Below are 22,390 nucleotides of genomic sequence, written 5' to 3' on the forward strand. Positions count from 1 at the left end.
GCGACACGATTTATGTCGATACCGGTAATTATACGGTGCCGACAAACATCGATCTGCCGGCGGCCGAATCGGGCACCGCGCTGGATCCGGTCCAGATCATCGGTCCCACCATCGGCAGCCATGCGATCCTGAACCGCGGCAACGTAACGAGCGGCGAGGACGTGTTCCAACTGGCCGGCATCAGCAATGTCGAGATCGAAAACCTGACGCTGGAGGGTGCGTATGACGGTGTCAATCTGACCAACGCATCCGGCGTGACCCTGCTGAACGACACGATCGCCAACAATCTGAACGACGGCGTCGATGTTCCGTATGGCGCGGGCGTCACGAACCTGGTGGTGAAGAACAGCACCATCGATAACGACGGTTCGCTGGAATACGGTTATGGGGTTTATTTCGGTTACAACAACTCCGGCATCCTGCTGGCCAACGACCAGATCTACAACAGCTTTGGTGACGGGATCTATCTGAACGGCAGCGGCCAGCAGACCGTGCAGGGCGGCAGCGTCTACAACAGCAATGGCAATGGCATCTCGGCCAGCTACGCGTTGATCGAGGACGTGGTCACCTACGGCAACAGTAACGGCAACGGTGCCGATGGCATCACCGCCAGCTACAGCACCGTCATCGGCAACACCGTATTCGGTAACCGCTCGGATGGGATCAATGCGGGTGAGAGCGTCGTTGCAACGGATAACCTTGTCTATGATGAACTCGGTGACGATGGGATGGACATCGGATCCGGCGCGACCGCCAGTGGCAACACGGTCTATGGTGCCGCCAACGGTATGTTCCTCTCGGGCGGGGCTGTCGCGCAGGACAATCTGGTCTACGACAACACCAGCAGCGGCATCTATTACACGCTGAGCCTGCCCGGGGCGATCACCGGCAACACGATCTATGGCAATGCGCTGGGCATTTCGGGTGCTGAATACTACTCTGGGCCGACGCTGCCCATCACCGGGAACCTGATCTACGAGAACGCCACCGCGGGGATCCTGCTGACCGGCGGGTCCAATCAGGAGATTATCAACAACACGATCGACCAGCCGACGGGCACGGCTATCTCACTCGCCGGTTCGGATGGCAATTACAATGCCCAGAGCATCGACAACACGGTCGAGAACAATATCCTGGAGGTCGCGGCCGGCCCGGCGCTGACGATCGCGCCGAGCGCCGAAACTGGTCTCGTTAGTAACTATAATATGTTCGATCTGACCGGTAGCGGTGTGATCGGCAGTTGGGAGGGTGTGAATTACAGCACGCTGCCCGGTTGGTATTACGCGACGGGGCAGGATCAGCTCAGCCAGGTGGGTAACCCGGCATTCGTCGATCCGGCGGGTGCGGACGGATTGCTTGGCTACGTTCCGCAAACGGGTGCGCAGCAGGTGGTGACGGCGTCCTCGGCAAGCGGATTCTCGACGACGGGTGTATGGACACCGTACTTCAATGGGTCGGACACGAATCCCGCCGATGGCGGCGCCGGCAGCACGGCGCTGGAATCCCTGGCGGGATCGAATGGCACGGCGACCTGGACGTTCAGCGGCCTGACGCCGGGCCTGGTGTATCAGGTGGCGGTGAACTGGCCGGGCAATTTCGTTGCCGGCACGGCGACTTATGTGGTTCACGATGCCAACGGCCAAGGGCTTGTGCTGGATCAGATCAACCAGTACGACAACGCATCGACGGGCGTGACCAATGGCGGTGTCGGGTTCACGATTATCGGTGTGTTCACGGCCACCACCGGATCGATCAGCGTGACGATGAGCGGCGGGGTGGGCAACACGATTCTGGCCGACGGGGTGCTGGTTCAGGCGATCGGCCGTAATGACGGTTCGGATGACGATTTCCATGTGGAACCGGGGTCGCCGACGATCGATGCGGGCAATCCGGCGACGCTGTACAACCTGGAACCCGGCCCGAATGGCGGTCGCGTCAACCTGGGCTACGATGGCGACACGGCGCAGGCGCAAACCAGCGTGGCGCAGACGCTGCAGGTGCTCAATCCGGCGGATCTGGGAAAATATGAGGTCGGTCAGCAGGTGCCGATCGATATCGACAGCAGCGGCCTTCTGCAAAGCCAGGCGGTCCTGCTGATCAACGCCGGCGGACCGACGATCGCCACCGCCACGCAAGGTAATTGGCAGGCCGACACTGATCTGGCCAGCAGCGTGTCCACGTTCACCAACACAGCATCCATCACGACCTTGGGCACCGTGCCGGCCGCGCTGTTCACCACTGGCGATGATGTCAGCGCCAGCGCGGGTTCCGCGCTTAGTTACGATCTTCCCGTCGCCAACGGCACTTATACGCTGAGGCTTTACTTCGCTGATCCGAACTCGAACGCTGTTGGGCAGCGGGTGTTCAATGTCATCGTCAACGGCGCGACGATGGTGGCCGATTACGACATCTTCAAAGCGGCGGGTGCGGAAAACAAAGCGGTCGAACTCGATGTCACGGTCACAGCGACCGGCGGCAAGGGCCTCGATCTGAGCCTGGTCAGCGTGTCCGGCTACTACGGGGCGATGGTCAATGCCATCGAAGTGGATCAGACGGTTTCCGGTGGCGCGGTGGCGCCGACGGTGAACTTGGAGGTTTCTACCAATGACGGCGCGTCATGGTCGCCGCTCGCGACCAACGTGCCGGTCAATCGCTTCGGTCAGGCGCAATATGTCTGGACGGTGGACCGCACCACGACCGGCAGCACCGCGCTGATCCAGGCGGTTTCGGGCAAGGTCACCGGCACCTCGCAGCCGTTCCTGCTGGCGAATGGCGGCACTCTCTTCTACATCGACGACTCATCGCTGACCGGCAACCAATACACCACCGAGATCGGCAACGATGCCAATTCCGGCAAGTCGCCCGACCAGCCGATGGCCAGTCTGGCGGCGCTGCTGCGCGCCTATCCGATCGTTTCGAGCGATACGATCTTCGTCGATACCGGCAACTATGTGGCAACCAGCGATGCCGTGCTGCCGGTTGGTGATGGTGGAACGGCCGCCGATCCGGCGATGATCGTCGGTCCGACCAACGGCGGTACCGTGGTGATCGATCGCAACAACACGTCGCCTGGTGCGGGTGCGATCGACGATACCGGCGCCAGCAACGTCACGATCGAGAATCTTGCATTGACGGGCGCCGACTACGGCATTGCGATTAGCGGCACATCGACCGGCATCACCCTGCTGAACGACAGTGCCTTCGGCAACGCCGGGGACGGCATCTTCACGCCCAGTAGCGGGTCGATCTCCGCCCTGTCGATCGACAACAGTGCGATCTACGACAATATCGGCCCAGGTATCACCCTGCAGGACGGTGTGCTGACCGCCACTCTGTCGAACGATCAAGTCTACAACAACACCAATGACGGTATCGATGCCGTCGCCTACACCGGCACCATCGCCATCACCGGCGGCGCGGTCTACGACAACAGTGACGCCGGTATCACCGCGAACTATGCCACCACCGTCGAAGACGTGCAGGTGCATGGCAGTGCTCGGGACGGCATCGATGCCAGCGCCAATGGCGGCCGGCCGTTCATTTCCGGAAACACGGTTTATTCCAATGCGTGGGCGGGGATTTCCAGCAGCGGCGCGATTGTGACCGACAACACGGTCTATGATCAGGTCAATACCAGCTACGACGCGATCTACTTTGGCGGCGGTGGAACGGTGTCCGGCAACACCGTCTATGGCAGCAGCACCGGCTTGTACGTGCCCAGCGGCGCGCTGGTGACGGACAACGTGGTCTACGGCAACAGCCTGGATGGCATTTTGCTTGGCGGCAGCTCTGGCTACACCATCACCGGCAACATCACCTATGGCGACGCGATCGGTATCGCCGGCAGCATCAATTCGTCGACGATCGAAAACAACCTTGTCTATGACAACGTCACCACCGGCATCGCACTTACCGGCGGGTCGACCATCTCGATACTGAACAACACTATTTATCAGTCCATCGGCCAGGCGTTGACCTTGTCCGGTGTGTCCAGCGTGACGGTCGAGAACAACATCCTCTGGGTGGACGAGGGCGACATCATCAGCGTTGCGGCCGGCGCCACCACGGGCTTCGTCAGCGCCTACAATCTGTTCTACCAGGGGGCGGACGCCACACCGGCCACGCTCGGCCTGTGGCAAGGGGTGGCCGAGGCAACACTCGCCGCCTGGCAGACGGCCAGCGGCCAGGATGTCACCGGCAGCAAGACCGGCAACCCGGATTTCGTGAATATCGCCGGGGCAGATCAGGTCCTGGGCGGCCCGGGCACGCCGGTCGGGGCCGGGGCGGACGACGATTTCGAGCTGGCGGCCGGATCGCCCGCTATCGACTCCGCGAATGCCTATGTGGCGCCGTTCACCGATCTGCTGGACCAGCCGCGGCACGACGATCCTGCGACGGCCAATACCGGCGTCGGCTATCCGCTGTATGTGCAAACCAATGGCGCCGCGACCAGCCCGCCGGCCACCAGCGGCATGACGTTGCTGTTCCAAAGCGACGGCGGGGTCACGACGTTTGCGTTGCCGTTCTCATTCAGCTTCTACGGCACGACCTACACCAGCGTCCTGGTTTCCTCGCAGGGCTACCTGCAATTCGCTGGTCCTGACACCAGCGGATACGATACGCCAAGCGTGGCCGGGCTGGCCGCCGCCGCTCGGATCGCGCCACTCTGGGCACAGATTTACACCGAGGTCACCGGCGGCGGAGTCTTCTATTCGAAGACGGCCAGTTCGGTCACGTTCGAATGGGTGGGCGTTGCCGAAAATGGTGGCGGCCCGGTCAATTTCTCAGTCACGATCAACAGCAACAGCAACAGCAACAGCAACGGCAGCTTCAGCTTCAACTACGGGGCCGGGAACGCCAACCTCAGTCCGGTCGTCGGGGTCTCGGCGGGCAACACGCAGCTCGGGTCCACGCCGGTCTATGTGCTCTCCAGCGCCAACGGCAGCGCCTCCTTGAACAACGTGGCTTCGCAGAGCTGGGCGCCCCAGGCGGGAGACACCTATTTCGACATCGGTGCGTTCGAGTTCCAGGGCAGCAGCGCCGACAAGACGCCGCCGAAGGTGGTTTCCATTACGCCGATCCCGGCCAATAACGGCACGACCGGTCTCGCCTTCACCGGCATTACGGTGACTGTCAGCGAGCCACTCGATCTGGTCAGCGCCAACAGCCCGGCGAACTACAGCCTGATCAAGGCGGACAGCAACGGCCAGTTCAACACCACGGGTGCGACGGTGATCCCGGTCGTGCCGGTCTATGTGCTGGGTTCCACGACGGTGACGCTGGAACTGCCGAACGGCGTGCTGGCGGCGGGCGAATACCAACTGACGCTGTCGGGGACCCGAGCGATCTTCGATCAGTCCGGCAACGCGCTGGCTGGCAACGGCACGACGGCTGGCACGAACTATGTGACCGTCTTCACCATCAACCGGTCGAGCGACATCGCGCCGGTCGCAACACCGCAGACCATTTCGGTGGCGGAGGACGCATCGGTGCAGGTCGTGCTGGCGGCGACCGACACGCAAGGGAACACGCTAACCTACAGCGTCGTCACAGCGCCAGCCGACGGCATGGTGTCCGCGATTACCAACGGCAACACTCTGACCTACACGCCGGTCGCCAACTTCTACGGTTCGGACAGCTTCACCTTCCAGGCCACCGATCCGGACGGTGAGAGCAGCCAGGCCGCGGTGTCGGTGACGGTTACCCCGGTCGACCAGGCGCCGGTGGCGATCGCCCAAAGCGTCAGTGTTATTCACGATGCGCCGCAAGTCATTGTGCTGGGCGGCACCGACGCGGAGACTCCGGCGAGCCAGTTGACCTACACGATTGCGACCCAGCCCGCGCATGGGACCTTGGTGCGGGTTGCCGGCAGTTCCGACGCCTTCACCTATACGCCGGCGGCCGGATATCTGGGGGCGGACAGTTTCAGCTTCACGGTGACCGATACGGGCAATCCGCCGGGTAATCTGGCCAACGCCAAGACCAGTGCGCCGGCGACGGTTTCCGTGGCTGTTGTCGATCCGGCGCCGGTCGGCGTGCCGGCCAGCTATACGACGCGTGAGGGCGTAGCGTTGAACGTTCCGGCGGCACAGGGCGTGCTGGTGAACGACATCGACACCGCCGGCGACGTGCTGACGGCGACGCTGGTGACATCGACCTCGCATGGTAATCTGGTGCTGAACAGCAATGGTTCGTTTGTCTACACCCCGTCGGCGACGTTCACCGGGACAGATTCCTTCACGTACCTGCCGCATGGGACGTATGTGGCGGGTGCCGCGACCACGGTGACGATCAGCGTGACCGCTGGCGTTGCTCCCCCGCCGCCGCCAGGGAAGAAGGGCGCCGCGGCCCCTCCAGCTCCGCCGCTGCCAGGGGGTTCGGCCGGCGGCGACGAAGCGAGTGGTGGTGCCATGACGGAAATGGTGCCGGTTGCCGCGCCGGAGACGTCTACTGGGTCGGCGGCCTCGCAGCCGACGACCGACAGCGATTTCGTCGTGGTGCCGGCGTCGACCGATCCGACCGGTGATTCGGCGCCGTCGTCTTCGTCGGCCGGTGCGACATCGGATGGGACGCAGCCGACAGGCAGCACCTACACGCCGGCGGTGGTGATTCCGACGCCGACCGGTGATGCCGTGGTGCCCGCTGCGGCGGTGGTCGCACCGGTCACGGTGCCGGACGATGCGACACCGCCCGTCACGCCGTCGGCGGCGGCCACGGATGTACCAGCGGCGACAACCGACGCGGACGCATCTGCTGCCACCGCGGGTTCGACGGATGGCGAGACGCCGACTGTTTCGGTTGTGCAAGCCGGTGCAGCCGTCGAACCGGTGATCACGGTCACGGTGCCATCGACCGACACGGTTGCCTCGCCGCCGACATTGATGCCGGTCGTTGTCAACCAGCCGGACGTGGTGCTCACCGAACAGGTTCCGCCGGCCATCGTGGCCTTCGTACCAGGCACCGAACGGCCAGCGGTGCCGGCCGTGACCGACGTGGCACCCGACGCCGCGATGCCAGATGTATCGGATGTGCCGTCGACGCCGGCCGCCGATATCACCGTGCCGGTGACGATCACGGCTGCGTCGCAGCAGGTCCTTTGGGTGAACGACACGGCGGCGCTGATGGCGATGCCGGACCCGATCATGCTGCCGAGCTTCACTCAGCCGGGTGATGAGACGTCGGTGCTGATGTTGCCGGCGGCGCCGGAGATCTCGCATCTGCCGCAGGACTTCGCGGCGGCGCTGCGGCGGTTGACCGAACGGACCCCGGCGATCGTTACGTTCGTCGATCCGGTGACCGGCCAATTGGTGAATTCAGGGGGGCCGCAAGCCATGGAGCCCACGAAAGAACAGTCATGGCTGCTGGTCGATACCGACCCCGATGACAACCTTGGCGCCCTGTCATCGCGCATCCGCTGGGATAGCCACCCGATATGACTCAGGAGAACGAAATGGCCGATGTTTCCGACAACGCCCCGCACGAGCCTTCCCCCGTTGACGTGGCGATCGCCGAGCAGGTGGTGAACACGAAGGTCAATTGGGACGACAGCAAAATGGTCACCACGTTCGCCAATGTGGTGAACGTTCTGGTGACGCGTGAGGAACTGACTTTGCTGTTCGGCATGAACCAGACCTGGAACGCGTCCCAGGCCAAGGAACTGACGGTGCAGTTGAGCAACCGCATCGTGCTGACCCCCTACGCCGCGAAGCGACTGCTGACCCTGCTGACGGCTCGGATGCGGGACTATGAGTCTCGCATCGGGCCGATAACGCTGTAGCACGCCGGAACCGTCCGCGATGGAGCGCGAAAACCAGACAGAACCCGAGGCTGGGACCGTCACGCCGCTCGATCAGGCGCTGTGGAGCGTCCTGGCCGCCGAATCGGCGCCCGCGCCGTTCACCCGGGCCTGGCTGGCGCTGTTGTGCCGGATGCTGCCGGGGGCCGCGCGCGCGGTGCTGGTGCTGCGTCAGGATGGTGCGCTGGCGCCGATCGCCCGATGGCCGGAAGGCGACCCGGGATCAGCGCAACTGTCGCATGTCGCGGAACTGGCGCTGACCGAACGGCGTGGCGTGGTCAGCCGTCCGGGTGGCCGCACACCCGGGCACACCGCGACCCGTGTATCGCACCTGGCGTTCCCGCTGCTGTTCGGCGGTGAAGACCAGGGCGTCGTGGCGGTGGAATTGGAAGGCGCCGGCGATGCGGCTTTGCGTGATGCCATGCGGCAGTTGCAGTGGGGTGCATCATGGATCGAGCTGCGCCAGCTTCGGGTTCAGTCGGTCGATGATGCCGCCAGGTTGCGACAGGGTTATGCGGCGTTGGAGGTGGCGGCGACCGCGCTGGCGGCCGACCGCTTCGATGCCGCGGCGCGTGCGACCGCGACCGAGATGGCGTTGCGTTTGCGGGCCTCACGCGTCGCGATCGGGTGGGTGACGCGGCGGTCCATCCGTATCGCCGGCCTGTCGCACGCGGTTGGTTCGGGCAAACGGGCGGATGTCACGGTCAACCTGGCCGCGGCGATGGATGAAGCGGTGGACCAGGGCGCCTCGCTGCTGTTTCCGCTGCCTGACGGTGAGGCACTGCCAAGCCGAGCGGCGCATGCCAGGCTGGTCGCGCAAGGTGCCGGTCCGTACGTCCTGACCGTTCCGCTGACCACGCAGGGGCGCATCGCCGGTGCCATCACCGTGGAGCGCGACACGCCGATCGATCAGGACGCGATCGATCTGACCGAGGCGATCGCCGCGCTGGTTGGCCCGGTGCTTGGGCAACTGCGTCTTGGCGAGCGCTGGCTGACGACGATCGCCTTCCACATCTTCACGCGCACGGCTCGGCAGTTGCTCGGTCCGGAACATTACGTGTTGAAGTTGGTGACCGGTATCGTTGTCGGCGTGGTCGTGTTCTTTTCTTTGTTTCACACGGAATATCATGTCAACGCCCAGGCGATGGTGGAGGGCGAAGTGCGGCGGACGATCGCCGCCGGGTTGGATGGCTACATCGGCAGCGAGCATGTCCGGGCGGGGCAGGTGGTGCATCAGGGCGACGTGCTGGCGACCCTGGATGATTCCGAACTGAACCTGCAACGGTTGCGTTGGATCGCGACCCGCCAGCAGCACCAGTCGGAACTCGATCGGGCGTTGGCAACCGGCACGCGCGCCGATGTCAACATCGATGGCGCCCAGATCGCCGAGGCGGCGGCCGAGATCGCCCTGCTGGACGCGCAACTGGCGCGCACCAAGATCGTTGCGCCGTTCGACGGGCTGATCACCAACGGCGATTTGTCGCAGTCGGTCGGTATGCCGGTGCAGCGTGCGCAGGTGCTGTTCGAGATCGCGCCGCTGGACAGCTATCGTGTGATCATTCGCGTGCCGGACAGCGAGATCGCGCGGGTGGCGCCAGGGCATTTGGGCACACTTGTGCTGTCGGCGCTGCCGGATCGGCATTTCGATCTGCATGTGGTGCGGGTGACTCCGATCGCGGAACAAAGCGACGGCAGCAACACGTTCCACGTCGAGGCTCGGCTTGACGACGTATCCCCGCAATTGCGGCCGAACATGGAGGGCGTGGCGAAGATCGACGCCGGACGGCATCTGCTGATCTGGGCCTGGACCCATCACCTGATCGATGCGATCCGGCTGTTCCTGTGGTCGTGGTGGCCATGAACAGCGCGGAGCACGCTCTCAACCGACTCCAGCCCATCCGTCATGGCCGGGCGTGTCCCGGCCATGACGGTGAGAGGGTACCGGCCGGTTCTCGGATCAGGTCCCGGGACCGCCATGATACAAATGCAAACGACCCGAACCTGACCGTGACACGGGAGAGCGATCGTCTCCCATGAGCACCTCCGGCAAACCGCTCCTCAGCGCCCAATGGTTCCGTGTCGCGGCGGTGCGGCCGCGGTTGCGCGATCATGTGCGGATCACCCGCCAGCATTTCCGCGGTGATCGCTGGTTCGTACTGGAAGACCTGATCGAAAACAGCGTGCATCGTTATGCGCCGGCGGCGCAGGCGGCGATCGGGCTGATGGATGGCACGCACACGCTGGACGAAATCTGGACGTCCTTGGCCGGCCTTGGTGAGGAACGGCCGACACAGGACGAAATGATCCATTTGTTGGCCCAACTCGATGGGGCCAACCTGCTGGCGACCGAACGGTTGCCGGATTTTTCCGAACTGTCGCAGCGGGCGCACCGCCTGGCGTCGAATAAGCTGTGGCGGCGCCTGGCCAACCCGCTTTACCTGCGGATCCCGATTTGTGACCCGGACCGGTTCCTCGATGCGACTGTCGGCCTGGCGCGGCCGCTGTGGTCGGTGTGGGGCTTTCTGGTCTGGCTTGCGGTTGTCGGCTGGGGTCTGGTGCAGGCCCTGCTGCACTGGACCGAACTGACGCACGATCTCGCCGACCGGGTGCTGGCGCGCGACAACCTGCTGATCCTGGCGGTGACGTTCCCCGTGCTGAAGCTGTTGCACGAACTCGGCCACTGCTACGCCGCGAAGATCGGCGGTGCGTCGGTGCATGAGGCCGGTGTCATGACGTTGGTGGTGATGCCGGTGCCGTATGTCGACGTCAGTCCGGCTAGTGCATTCACCAATAAATGGCGGCGCGCGCTGGTGGGTGCCGCCGGGATGCTGACGGAGCTGTTCTGCGCCGGGCTCGCCATGATTGTATGGACGAATGTCGAGCCAGGGCTGGCTCGGGCGGCGGCGTTCAACTGCCTGCTGATCGCCGGTGTGTCGACGCTGCTGTTCAACGGCAATCCACTGCTGCGGTTCGATGCGTATTTCATCCTGTCCGACCTGATCGAGATTCCCAATCTGGCAACCCGAGCGACCCGGTATTACGGGTATCTGGTTAATCGATACGCGTTCGGTGTGCGGAGTCAGACTTCGCCCGTGCAGGCCCGCGGCGAGGCGCAGTGGTTCGCGTTCTATGGCGTTGCTTCCTATGTATATCGAATCTGGGTGATGCTTTCGGTCGCGGTCTTCGTGGCGTCGCAGATGCATGGGGTTGGCGCGGTGCTGGCGGCCTGGACCGTGCTGTCCGGCATCGTCTATCCGCTGATCAGCGGCATTTGGAAGGTGGCGCAAGGACCGGCACTGCATCAGCATCGGTTGCGTGCGATCCTGGTGACCGGCGGTGCCGTGGCGTGCGCCGCGCTGCTGCTGTTCGGGGTGGAATTGCCGTACGGGACGGTGACGCAGGGCGTCGTGTGGGCGCCGGCGGGTGCCGATCTGCGGGCCGGCGCCGAGGGCACGCTGACCGAATTGATCGCGGCACCCGGCGCGATGCTGACGGCGGGAAATTCGGTCGCTCGGATGACCGACACTGTGTTGGATGCGCACGTGCAGCTGCTGGCGACGCAGTTGCGAGAAGTCGAATTGCGCTACACTGCGGCGGAAGGGACCGATCGGGTGCAGACGCAGATGCTGCGCCAGCAGATCGGCTATTTCCAGTCGCAGTTGGATGAAATGCGGTCGCGCCGGAAGACTCTCGCGGTCATGGCACCGGTCGACGGCCGGTTCCTCGTTTCGATGCCGAGCGACCTGGACGGCAAGTTCATGCGGCGCGGCGAATTGATCGGCTACGTGCTGAATGACGATGCCGCCAGCGTGCGCGTTATCGTGCCGCAATCGGAAATCGAACTGGTGCGAGAGGATACGCGCGGCATCGATATGCGTTTCGCGAGCCGGCCGATGCGGGTCATCCATGTCAAGCGGATAAGCCGCGAAGTGCCGACCGCGACGCGGCAGTTACCGAGTGTCGCCCTGGCCAGTGTCGGCGGTGGCTCGATCGCTGTCGATCCGACAGATGATCAGCACCTGCGGGCGCTGGAAGAGGTGTTCCAGGTGGACGTGAAATTGCCCGATGGCTTGCGGGACCATCGCATCGGGGAGCGGGTTTATGTCCGCTTCCAGCACGGCGACCGGACGCTGGCCTGGCGTATTTCCCGCACCGCTCGGCAGTTGTTCTTGCGGCGGTTCGATCTATGAGCGCCACCACCATCCCGCGCCCTTCGGCTCAGGCGACCGCGGCACCGGCGCTGCGACTTGCCCGGGCGGTGCCGTATCCGGAGCGTCACACTCGCCCGCGCGGCGTCGTGGAAGAGCATCTGCGGGTCGCCGCGGCGCTGCTGCTGCCTGGTCCGCCGCAAATGCTGTGGCGGTTGGCCGCGAGGCGTGTGGCGCGGTTGGCGGCGGGTTATGCCGCGGAAGCCGCGGGTTCGGTCGAGGCATCGGAAGCCGCCGCGGCTTTGCGTGTCCGGTTGCGGGATGGGATTTCGCCGGACTCGGCAGCGCGGGCGTTCGCGTTGATTCGTGTTCTTGCCGCGCGTCACCTCGGTATGACGCCTTACGACGTTCAGCTCATGGCCGCGTGGTCGATGTTGCGCGGACACATGACCGAACTCGCGACGGGTGAGGGCAAGACGCTGGCTGCCTCGCTGGCCGCCGCCACCGCGGCGCTGGCGGGCCGGATGGTGCATGTGGTGACGGTGAACGATTACCTGGCTGAACGCGATCATGGGCAGTTGTCGCCGCTATACCGAGCCCTGGGGCTGACGACGGGGCTGATCATCCACGGCCAGACGCCGGCGGAACGGCGGGCGGCTTATGCGTGCGATATTGTTTACACCAGCAACAAAGAACTGGTGTTCGATTATCTGCGCGACCAGATGCACCGGCGTTCCACACTGACGGCGCTGCACGCCCGCGTCGCCCGCCTGGATGGGCGGCGCGGATCGGAGGATGCGCTGGTGATGCGCGGTCTCGACTTCGCCATCGTGGACGAGGCGGACAGCGTGTTGATCGATGAGGCCCGCACGCCGCTGATCATCAGCGAGACCGCCAGCGATGCGGTGAGCGACGATGTCTGCGTCGAGGCGCTCGATCTGGTGACGGGGCTGACCGAGGGCCTTGACTACACGATCGATCGCAGTGAGCGCCGTATCGACATGACTCCCGGCGGGCGCCGTCGCGTGGAGCTGTTGTCGGAAAGCCTGGGCGAACATTGGGGCAGCACGCTGGTTCGGTCCGAACTGGTGGTGAAAGCGCTGACGGCGCGGCTGCTGTTCGAACGCGACGTGCATTATCTGCTGCGCGACGGCAAGGTGTGCATCATCGACGAATACACCGGCCGCGTGATGGCCGATCGTTTCTGGAACGATGGCCTGCACCAGATGATCGAGGCTAAGGAGGGCTGTGCGCCCAGCGGTCAGCGCGCCTCGGTGGCTCGTATTACGTATCAGCGGTTCTTTACGCGCTATCAGCATCTTTGCGGGATGAGCGGCACGTTGGCGGAGGTGACGCGCGAATTGCGGTCCGTCTACGGCGTCGGTGTCATCCGCATCCCGACGCACCATCCCGGCCGCCGGCGGGTGGAAAAAACCCAGATCGTGCCGACCGCCGAAGCAAAATGGCGCGCCATCGCCGATCATGCGGTCAGGTTCTCCGCGGCGGGCCGGCCGGTGCTGATCGGCACGCGGTCCGTTGCCGCCTCGGAACTGGCGAGCGGCCTTCTGCGTGGCCACGGTGTCGCTCACAACTTGCTCAACGCCGCGCAGGATGCGGCGGAGGCGGCGATCGTCGCCCGCGCGGGTGAGGCAGGGTGTGTCACCATCGCGACCAACATGGCCGGACGGGGCACGGATATCCGTCTCGCACCCGGTGTCTCCGACCGCGGCGGCCTCGCGGTGATCCTGAGCGACCGGCACGACGCGGCTCGGATCGACCGGCAACTCGCCGGACGCGGGGCGCGGCAGGGCGACGCGGGATCGTTCACTCAGGTGCTGTCGCTGGAAGACGCGTTGATGGATCCGTTACGGTCCAATCCAGCCGCGCGGCTGTTGCTGGCGGCGGCGCGCGGCCATCGCCTTCTCGCCTGCATTTTGTTTTCGATTATGCAACGCCGAGCCGAACGGCGCCACCGGATCGTCAGGCGTGAACTGATGCGTTTCGAGGCGCGGCTGCAAGGCTCCCTGTCATTTGCTGGAAGGCCCGACTAGATGCGCGGATCGATTATTCCGATACTGTGTCTGTTCATCGCGGCGGTGCCGGCGCGTGCCGAATCCGACGCCGCATCCGGCACCTGCATCATCAAGCCGCATATCCAAATTCAACTCGGCAGCGCGGTCAGCGGGATGCTGTCGGAGACGCTGGTCGATCGTGGCGATGACGTAAAGCAGGGCCAGGTCGTCGCTCGGCTTGAATCAAGCATCGAACAAGCCAGCCTGGCACTCGACCGCGTAAAAGCCGCGAACGATACCGCGATCAAGGTCGAGCAAGCGGACGAGGAACTCGCGGTCCGGGAGCTGGAACGGAAGAAGTCGCTGGAGGCCAGCCAGCAAGTCAATCACAACGCGCTCGACGAATTGGCGACAAAGGTCCGCGAGGGCGAACTGCGCATCCAGCAGGCGCGGACGGATCAGCAGGTGGCGGCCCTGACCGCTGACCGCAGCGAGCGGACCCTGGCCCTGAAACAGATACGCAGCCCGATCGATGGTGTCGTGATCGAGCGTAAGCTGTCCGCCGGTGAATATATCTATGAACAGACATCCATCATGACGATCGCCCAGATCGATCCACTCAATGTTGAGTTGGTCCTGCCGATGGAGCGCTACGGCGATATCGTGGTCGGATCGACGGCGATCGTGCATCCGGTGGCACCGGTCGGTGGCGCGTACAAGGCAAAGGCCACGGTGATCGATCCGGTGATCGACGCGGCAAGCGAAACATTTGGCGTCCGGCTGATCCTGCCCAATCCCAATCACAGCATTCCCGCCGGCATCCGCTGTTCGGTCGAATGGCGGGACACGAAGCAGGTGCTGCGATGATGCGGATTTCAGCCGCCATCCGAACGATCTATGCGGCGAAAGCGCCGTGGGGAGCCAGGGTATAATGGTCCAGACCACATTCAATGTCGGCAACGCCGGCAGCCTGACCACGGTCCTGCAGGAAATCAGCACCGGCGGCACCGATGCGGCGATCAACACCGCGTACACCATCGCGATGACGGCCGGTGTCTCGCTGACCGCCGGCGTCAGCCTTGAGGCGGGGTCCAGCGTCACACTGGAAGGGTCCTTCCCGTTCATCGTGCCGGCGTTCACGGTTACCGGTACGGTCGTCACCGACCTCAATCTCACTGGCACTATCACCTTGGACAATGGCGTGCTGGAGAATCCCGCACTCGTCATCACCAGTGGTACCACCGTCGCGGGGCTGTTTTCCGGTACGGTGCTCGGCACGGTGGGCGATGCCGGCGACAGCGCGATCAACAACGGCATCATCCAGTCCGGCGGAACCTACGCCGCAATCGAGTTCAACACCGGTACCGTGCAGAACGGCTGGAACGGATCGCCGTCGGCACAGATCGAGGGTGTTCCGGACGGGATCGATATCGGGATCTCTGGCCTCGTGCAGAATGGCGGCACGATCGTCGGCACGGGTCCGACCAGCGCCGCCGTGTCCATGGGCGCGGGCACTGTGGATAACGGCCAGATCGGCGACGCCCTCGCCCTGCTGTCGGGCGGCCAGAACGGTGTGATGATCCAGGGGGCGGGCGTCGTCAACAACGATGGCTCGATCTTTGGCGGCACGTCGGACGCGGTCGATATCGGCTCCGGTCTGGTAACGAACGGTCAGATCGGCGTCGAATCGGCGCTGATCGATGGCGGTCCTTCGGGCAACGGTGTTTCGGTCAACTTCGGCCTGGGCACCGTGGCGAATTTCGGCAGCATCATCGGTGGGAACGGCGCCGGCGTTTACCTCACGTTTGGCGGAACGGTCACGAATGGCGCGACGTCCGATTCCGCCGCGCTGATCGGCGGTGCGGCTTACGGCGTGCTGCTGTCCGGACCCGGATCGTTGCAGAATTACGGGACCGTGGGCGACGCCGGCGGCGCGACGCAGTCCGTGATCGGTGCTTTTCTCTTCGCCGGCGGCACAATCGAAAACCTGGCGACCACGGCGCTGATCGGCGGATTGGACTGGGGCGTCGCGGTGGAGAACGGCGCCGGTTTCGTCACCAATCTCGGTACCGTTCAGGCGACAGCCGCGGCAGGGTTCGGTGTCGATCTCGCCGCTGGAGGCACCGTCGTCAACGCGGCGGCCGCGACGATCTCGGGTCCGTTTGACGGCGTGCGAATTGCGGCCGATGTCCCCGGCACAGGCGCCGTCGTGCTGAATGACGGCACGATCGCCGGCTTGGTGGGGGTCGACTTCCAAAGCGGCCCGACCGAGGCGGTCGGGACGCTCACCAATGACGGGCTGATCGAAAGCACCAGCGGCAGCAGCGGCAACGCGGTGCTGTTTGGCACCGGCACCGAACGGCTGGTGCTGGAGGCGGGTGGGGCGTTCGTCGGCGGTGTGGTCGGCGGCGAAACGGCGGGCAGCAACACGACGCTGGAATTGGCCGGCGGTACACAGGGAACCTTGAGCGGACTTGCGGGCAATAGCGGCACCGTGACCGACAGTGCCGGTGGTTTCGCGTTCAGTGCTATTGGCACCATCGCGGTGGATGCGGGGGCGTCGTGGACCATCGCCGCACCCGGCACGCTGGACACGGTGGATAATGCCGGCGCGCTTGGCGTTTCAGCCGGCGCGGTGACCGTGACTGGTTTGCTGACCAACAGCGGCAGTCTTTCCATTGGCGGCAGCACCCTGACCGCGACGACCGGTCAGGTGGCGGACACGGGCATCATCACCATTGGTGCCGGCGGGCTGTTGATGGCCGATGGTGGGGGCATTTCCGCCGCGGGCACCGCCGATATCCAGGTCGGTGGCGGTTCGGATGCCACGCTGAACGTGACAGGTAGTGGCGCGACGGTAAACACCGGCGGCGATCAGTTGGCGATCGGATCATCAGATGAGGGTTCCGCCCTGGTCAACCAGGGCGGCACGGTCCTGGCCGGCACCCGCTTCGCCGCCGACGAGGCGATCACCATTGGCGGTGCCGCCGGGGCCACCGGCGCGCTGACGGTCTCCGACTTCGGATCGCAGGTCCGATCCACCGGACAGTTGAGCGTTGGCTTCGGTGGCGACGGATCGCTGCTGATCGAAAATCAGGCGACCGTCATCACCGGCAACAACACCGTGGACAAGTCCGAGGGCTTCGACGTCGGACAACTCGCCACAGGCTCCGGCGAGGCCACGGTGACCGGTGTGCAATCCCTGTTGTCCAACACCGGTGCGTTCATTGTCGGCGACGCCGGCCTGGGCAGCCTGTCGATCCAGTCCGGTGGCACCGTCATCACCACCCCCGGCACGGTCGCGGGCCTCGACGGCGCAGTCATCGCCGCCACGGCCTCCGCCTCCGGTTCATCGGTGAACGTAACCGGCACGGGGTCGGACTGGCAGGTCGGCGGGTTGCTGGAAGTGGGTTCCAGCGGCGCCGGCGCGCTGTCGATCGGCAGCGGCGCCACAGTCACCGTCGGCACCCTCGACGCCGCCCTGATGCAGGACGCGGTGGGCCAGGTCAGTGTCACCGGCCCCGGTTCGGACCTGACCGTGACCGGAGCCGCCACGATCGCCGACGACGGCACCGGCGTGCTGTCGATCCTCGACGGCGCCACCGTCTCGGCCGGCACGCTGACCATCGGCTCGCTGGGCGACGCATCCGGCGCCCTGGTGGTGTCCGGCGAGGGCAGTTATCTGCAAACCGGGCTGTTGGACATCGGCACCGCGCTTGGCTACGGCGACGTGACCGTCGGCCCCGGGGCGTTCGTGAACGCCGGGGTGATCGACGGCAACGGCCAGGTGGTGCTGGAAGGCGGCACGTTGGATCCGTTGGTCGACATCATCAACGCCTCAGAACTGCAAAGCGGCAACGGCGGCGTCGGAGGAGTCGATCCCAGCGGGCTGGGGTTCATCATCAACGAGGGCACGATCGCGTCCAAAGTCGGCAAGGGGATCGGCGGTGCCACGCTGACGGTGGCCGGGACGGTGGTGGGCGGGGGCACCTGGTCGGAGAACGGCACGCCACAGCCGGATGCCGGCGGGCCGGGGATCCTGCTGGTCGGCACCGGCTCGACGATGGTGCTGCTGGACCCGGTGCTGAACGCGGCCACGACGACGTTCCAGGACGACCTGTCGACGCCGGACAGCTACATCGTGAACGACAGCGTGATCGACGTGGCGTTCGCCGGTGCTTCGGGGGTGCTGCGGCTGGACGACATCGGCGGGTTCGGCGGCACCATCGCATCGTTCGTGGCCGGTGACACGATCGAGGTGGAGACGCCGGGGCCGGCGACGTTCCAGCAGAACGGGTCGGTGGTGTCGGTGATCGGGACCGGCGGCACGCTGGGGACGCTGGCGTTCGCCAACGCGGCGTTGGCGCAGGCGGCATTCACCACGGCGGGGGCACTGGTGGACACCGTGCTGTGCTTCCTGGCGGGGACGCTGATCGGGACACCGGACGGGCAGACCCCGGTGGAGCGGCTGGCGGTTGGCGACCGGGTGCGGACGGCGTCGGGCGCGGTGCGGCCGGTGGTGTGGGTGGGCCACGGGCGGGTGCTGGCGACGCGGGGGCGGCGAGGGCCGGCGACGCCGGTGATCGTGCGCAAGGGGGCGCTGGGGCCGAACGTGCCGCATACGGATCTGTTTGTGACCAAGGGGCACTCGTTCTTCGTGGACGGGGTGCTGATCCCGGTGGAATTCCTGGTCAATCACCGCTCGATCCTGTGGGACGACCGGGCGCAGGAGATGTCGGTCTACCACGTTGAACTGGAGACGCATGACGTGCTGGTGGCGAACGGCGCACCAGCCGAGAGTTACCGCGACGACGGCAACCGCTGGCTGTTCCAGAACGCCAACAGCGGCTGGGACCAGCCGGCGAAAACGCCGTGTGCGCCGGTGCTGACCGGGGGGGCGGTGGTGGATGCGGTGTGGCGGCGGCTGCTGGAGGGGTGCGGCCCGAGGCCGTCGGTGCCGCTGACGCAGAATGCGGATGTGCATCTGCTGGTGGACGGGGTGCGGGTGGAGGCTTCGGCGCAGATGGGGGGTGTGCTGGTATTCGGCGTTTCCAGCGGGGCATCCCCCGTGCGGCTGGTGTCGCGTGCGGCGGTGCCGCAGGAGTTGGGTCTGGCACGGGACCCGCGGTGCCTGGGGGTTGCGCTGCGGTGTGTGGTGGTGCGGCAGGGGACGCGGTTCCGGGTGGTCCGGGGGGACGACCCGTTGCTGGCGGACGGGTTCCACGCGTTCGAGCCCGGGACCGGGTTGCGCTGGACGGATGGGGACGCGATGCTGCCGGGGGCGATGTTCGATGGGTTCGGGGGGGCGTGCGAAGTGGTGCTGCATCTGGGGGCGACGGCAATGTATGTCGATGAGGGAGATGTCGCGGCGGTGGCGTGAGGGGGGCCATGAAAGTCGTTATCCTGGCTGGCGGCCGTGGCACACGGTTGTCGGAGGAAACCGCCACGATCCCGAAGCCGATGGTGGAAATCGGCGGCCGGCCGATGCTGTGGCACATCATGCGGCTCTACGCGCATTTCGGCCTGACCGACTTCGTTGTCTGCCTCGGCTACAAGGGCCACGTCATCAAGGCGTATTTTGCCAACTACCTGCTGCACCGGTCTGATGTGACGGTCGATCTCGGCGCCAATCGGATCGATTTCCACAATCATACCGGCGAAGATTGGCGGGTGACATTGATCGACACGGGGGACGCGACCCAGACGGGCGGCCGCATCCGCCGTGTCGCGTCTTACCTGCCGCCGGACGAGCCGTTCTGCATGACCTATGGCGACGGTCTTGGCGATATCGATATCGCCCGCGCGATCGCGTTTCATCGCGCACAAGGCCGCCTTGCGACCGTCACCGCGGTGCGCCCGCCGCCACGCTTCGGCGGCTTGCGGCTTGACGGCGACCGCGTCGCCACCTTCACCGACATGCCGATCGAGGGCTGGATCAATGGTGGCTTCTTTGTGTTGCAGCCGAAAGCGCTGGACCTGATCGCGGGCGACGCGACGGTGTTCGAGCAGGAGCCCTTGCAAACCCTGGCGAGGGAGGGGCAGTTGGGCGCGTTCACGCACGATGGGTTTTGGCAGCCGATGGACACGTTGCGCGAGAAAATTGCCCTGAACGCGTTGTGGGACTCCGGCGCGGCGCCGTGGAAGCTCTGGGAATGATCCAAAGTCGTCCGGACCCCAGCTTCTGGACCGGAAAACGCGTTCTGGTGACCGGCCACACCGGCTTCAAGGGTGCCTGGCTATGCCTGTTGCTCGATCACCTCGGCGCGCGTGTCAGTGGCCTTGCGTTACCCGCCGAACCGGACGGTGCGTTTGAGGCGATGCGGCCACCGGTGGAGAGCCATATCGCCGACATGCGTGATGCCGACGCGGTGCTTGACGTCGTGCGGCAGGCGCGGCCCCAGATCGTGCTGCACCTCGCCGCGCAGGCGCTGGTTGGCGAAGGTCACGCCCATCCGCTGGAGACGTTCGCCACGAACGTGATGGGGACCGCCAACCTGCTGGAGGCACTGCATGCGGCGCCAGCCGCGGTGGCGCTGATGGTGACGACCGACAAAGTCTATCGCCCCGACCCCGGCGGTGGTCCGTTCCATGAGGACAGTCCGCTTGGCGGCACCGATCCCTACAGTGCGTCTAAAGCGGCGGCGGAACATGTGGTCGCATGCTGGCGGGAGCGGCTGCGGGAAAACGGCTGTGTCGCGGCGGCGGCGCGAGCGGGCAACGTGCTGGGTGGCGGCGATGTGGCGGCTGGGCGGCTGGCGCCGGATGTGATCCGTGCCCATCGCGCGGACGTCCCGATGATGCTCAGGCGACCGGAGGCGGTGCGGCCGTGGCAGTACGTGCTGGACGTGCTGGCGGGCTACCTGCTCTATGCCCAGGCACTGTTCCACGACAACGCGCCGCCGGCGATGAACTTCGGACCGGAGGCCGGCGATGTCCTGACCGCGGTGGAACTGACCCGGCGGCTGCAACACGCACTTGGCTCGACCCGCGGCTGGCGGCAGGGCGAGGCTTCGTTCGCCGAGACCACGACGCTTCGTCTGGACCCCGCCCGAGCGTGGCGGACGCTGGGTTGGCGGACGACGACGGATATCGACCAGGCGCTTGCCTGGATCGCCGCATGGCATCAGGCGGCATGGGCCAACCGGGACATGCACCGCGTGGGGCATGCCCAGATCGAGGCATGGCTGACGTCATGACGCCACAAGTTGCCTGCCGCTTCTGCGCCGCCGGCCTGACCTGCGAGGCGTGTGACTGCGGCGACCAGCCGCTCGCCAACAGCCTGGTGTCGATGGATGCGCCCGATGTGCCCGATCCGCGTTTTCCACTGCGCGTCATGGTCTGTTCGGCCTGCCTGCTGGTTCAGTTGGAACAGGCGGCCGACCCGGGCGCGATGTTTACCGAATACAGCTATATGTCTTCGGTCTCGGCATTCTGGCGCGACCACACCGCCCGGTTTTCGGCTATGGCGGTGGATCGGTTCGGATTGACCGCCGAAAGCCTTGTGATGGAGGTTGGCAGCAACGACGGCACCCTGCTGGGCGCATTCGCCGGGCGTGGCATTCCGATCCTGGGGATCGACCCGGCGGCCAACGTGACGGCCGAGGCGCGGCGCCGCGGTGTCCCGACACTGACCGCGTTCTTCGGCGAACGGACGGCGACCGAACTGGCGGCGGGCGGCAGGCAGGCTGATTTGTTGGTTGCCAACAACGTCCTGGCGCATGCGCCGGCCCTGATGGATTTCGTCCGTGGTTTCGCCCGGGCGCTCAAGCCCGCCGGGGTGCTGTCGATCGAGGTACCGCATGTGCTGGCGATGCTGAAAGGCGCGCAGTTTGATACGATCTACCACGAGCACGTCTTCTATTTCTCCGCCCTTGTCCTGCGGAAGGTGTTGGCGGCGGTCGGGCTGGCCGTGTTCGACGTGGAGACGCTGCCAACCCATGGTGGAAGCCTGCGACTGCTCGCCCAGCATGCCGGCACGGGCCAACGTCCGGCGACCCCCGCGCTCGACCAGGTCATCAAGGCGGAGATCGACGCCGGATTGCATCGGCCCGAAAGCTACCGGATCCTGGCGGACGCCGCGGCGCGCGTGGTCGGTGGACTACGCGCGTTCCTCGATCAGGCTCGGGCGGATGGCGCCGTCGTCGCGGCCTACGGTGCGGCGGCGAAGGGCACGATGCTGCTGAACGCCGCCGGTGCCGATTCGGAGACGATCGTTTTCGTTGCCGATGCCAGCCCGCTGAAGCAGGGGTATCGGATGCCCGGTTGCCGCATTCCGATCGTCGCTCCCGATCGGCTGAAGGCGGTTCGGCCGGATTTTCTGCTGGTGCTGCCCTGGAACATCGCCGATGAGATCATGGAGGCGACGCGCTTCATCGGTGCCTGGAGTGGTCAGTTCGTCATTCCGTCACCGGTCCTGCGCGTCATCGCGGCCTGAC

General features: G+C 65.4%; 10 protein-coding genes (1 of these 10 only partly in view). All 10 read left to right on the plus strand.

Annotated features, from left to right (window positions below; all coding sequences use genetic code 11):
- On the plus strand, window positions 1-7,436 hold the end of the coding sequence (locus tag GSQ89_RS06445) for a right-handed parallel beta-helix repeat-containing protein (RefSeq protein ID WP_158923190.1). Its footprint begins 20,827 nt before the window's first position; 7,436 of the gene's 28,263 nt are visible here — the last part of the coding sequence; the start codon falls outside the window, past its left edge; the stop codon is at window positions 7,434-7,436.
- Window positions 7,437-7,450: 14 nt separating this feature from the next.
- Window positions 7,451-7,777, plus strand: coding sequence for a DUF3467 domain-containing protein (locus GSQ89_RS06450; protein WP_158923192.1), 327 nt, complete (start codon window positions 7,451-7,453; stop codon window positions 7,775-7,777).
- Between the two features lie 19 nt (window positions 7,778-7,796).
- Window positions 7,797-9,656: an efflux RND transporter periplasmic adaptor subunit gene (locus tag GSQ89_RS06455; protein ID WP_158923194.1), complete on the plus strand. Its 1,860-nt coding sequence runs from the start codon at window positions 7,797-7,799 to the stop codon at window positions 9,654-9,656.
- A 172-nt stretch (window positions 9,657-9,828) separates the two neighbouring features.
- Window positions 9,829-11,985, plus strand: coding sequence for a peptidase M50 (locus GSQ89_RS06460; RefSeq protein WP_158923196.1), 2,157 nt, complete (start codon window positions 9,829-9,831; stop codon window positions 11,983-11,985).
- Window positions 11,982-13,994 (plus strand): prepilin peptidase, encoded by a 2,013-nt coding sequence (locus tag GSQ89_RS06465; RefSeq protein WP_158923198.1) that lies wholly within the window; start codon window positions 11,982-11,984, stop codon window positions 13,992-13,994. Before GSQ89_RS06460 ends, GSQ89_RS06465 begins: the two co-directional genes overlap by 4 nt.
- A complete protein-coding gene (locus GSQ89_RS06470) occupies window positions 13,995-14,822 on the plus strand; it encodes an efflux RND transporter periplasmic adaptor subunit (RefSeq protein ID WP_158923200.1) in 828 nt (275 codons plus the stop codon).
- Window positions 14,823-14,886: 64 nt separating this feature from the next.
- Complete coding sequence (locus GSQ89_RS06475; protein ID WP_158923202.1) at window positions 14,887-19,335, plus strand: Hint domain-containing protein; 4,449 nt, start codon at window positions 14,887-14,889, stop codon at window positions 19,333-19,335.
- A gap of 8 nt (window positions 19,336-19,343) precedes the next feature.
- On the plus strand, window positions 19,344-20,111 hold the full coding sequence (gene rfbF / locus GSQ89_RS06480; protein ID WP_158923204.1) for a glucose-1-phosphate cytidylyltransferase: 768 nt from the start codon (window positions 19,344-19,346) through the stop codon (window positions 20,109-20,111).
- Complete coding sequence (gene rfbG / locus GSQ89_RS06485; protein WP_158923206.1) at window positions 20,108-21,151, plus strand: CDP-glucose 4,6-dehydratase; 1,044 nt, start codon at window positions 20,108-20,110, stop codon at window positions 21,149-21,151. The genes rfbF and rfbG overlap by 4 nt, the downstream gene beginning before the upstream one ends.
- On the plus strand, window positions 21,136-22,389 hold the full coding sequence (locus tag GSQ89_RS06490; protein WP_158923208.1) for a class I SAM-dependent methyltransferase: 1,254 nt from the start codon (window positions 21,136-21,138) through the stop codon (window positions 22,387-22,389). Before rfbG ends, GSQ89_RS06490 begins: the two co-directional genes overlap by 16 nt.
- The last annotated feature ends 1 nt before the right edge of the window (window position 22,390 follow it).

This window comes from Acidisphaera sp. S103, assembly GCF_009765975.1.
GTDB lineage: Bacteria > Pseudomonadota > Alphaproteobacteria > Acetobacterales > Acetobacteraceae > Rhodopila.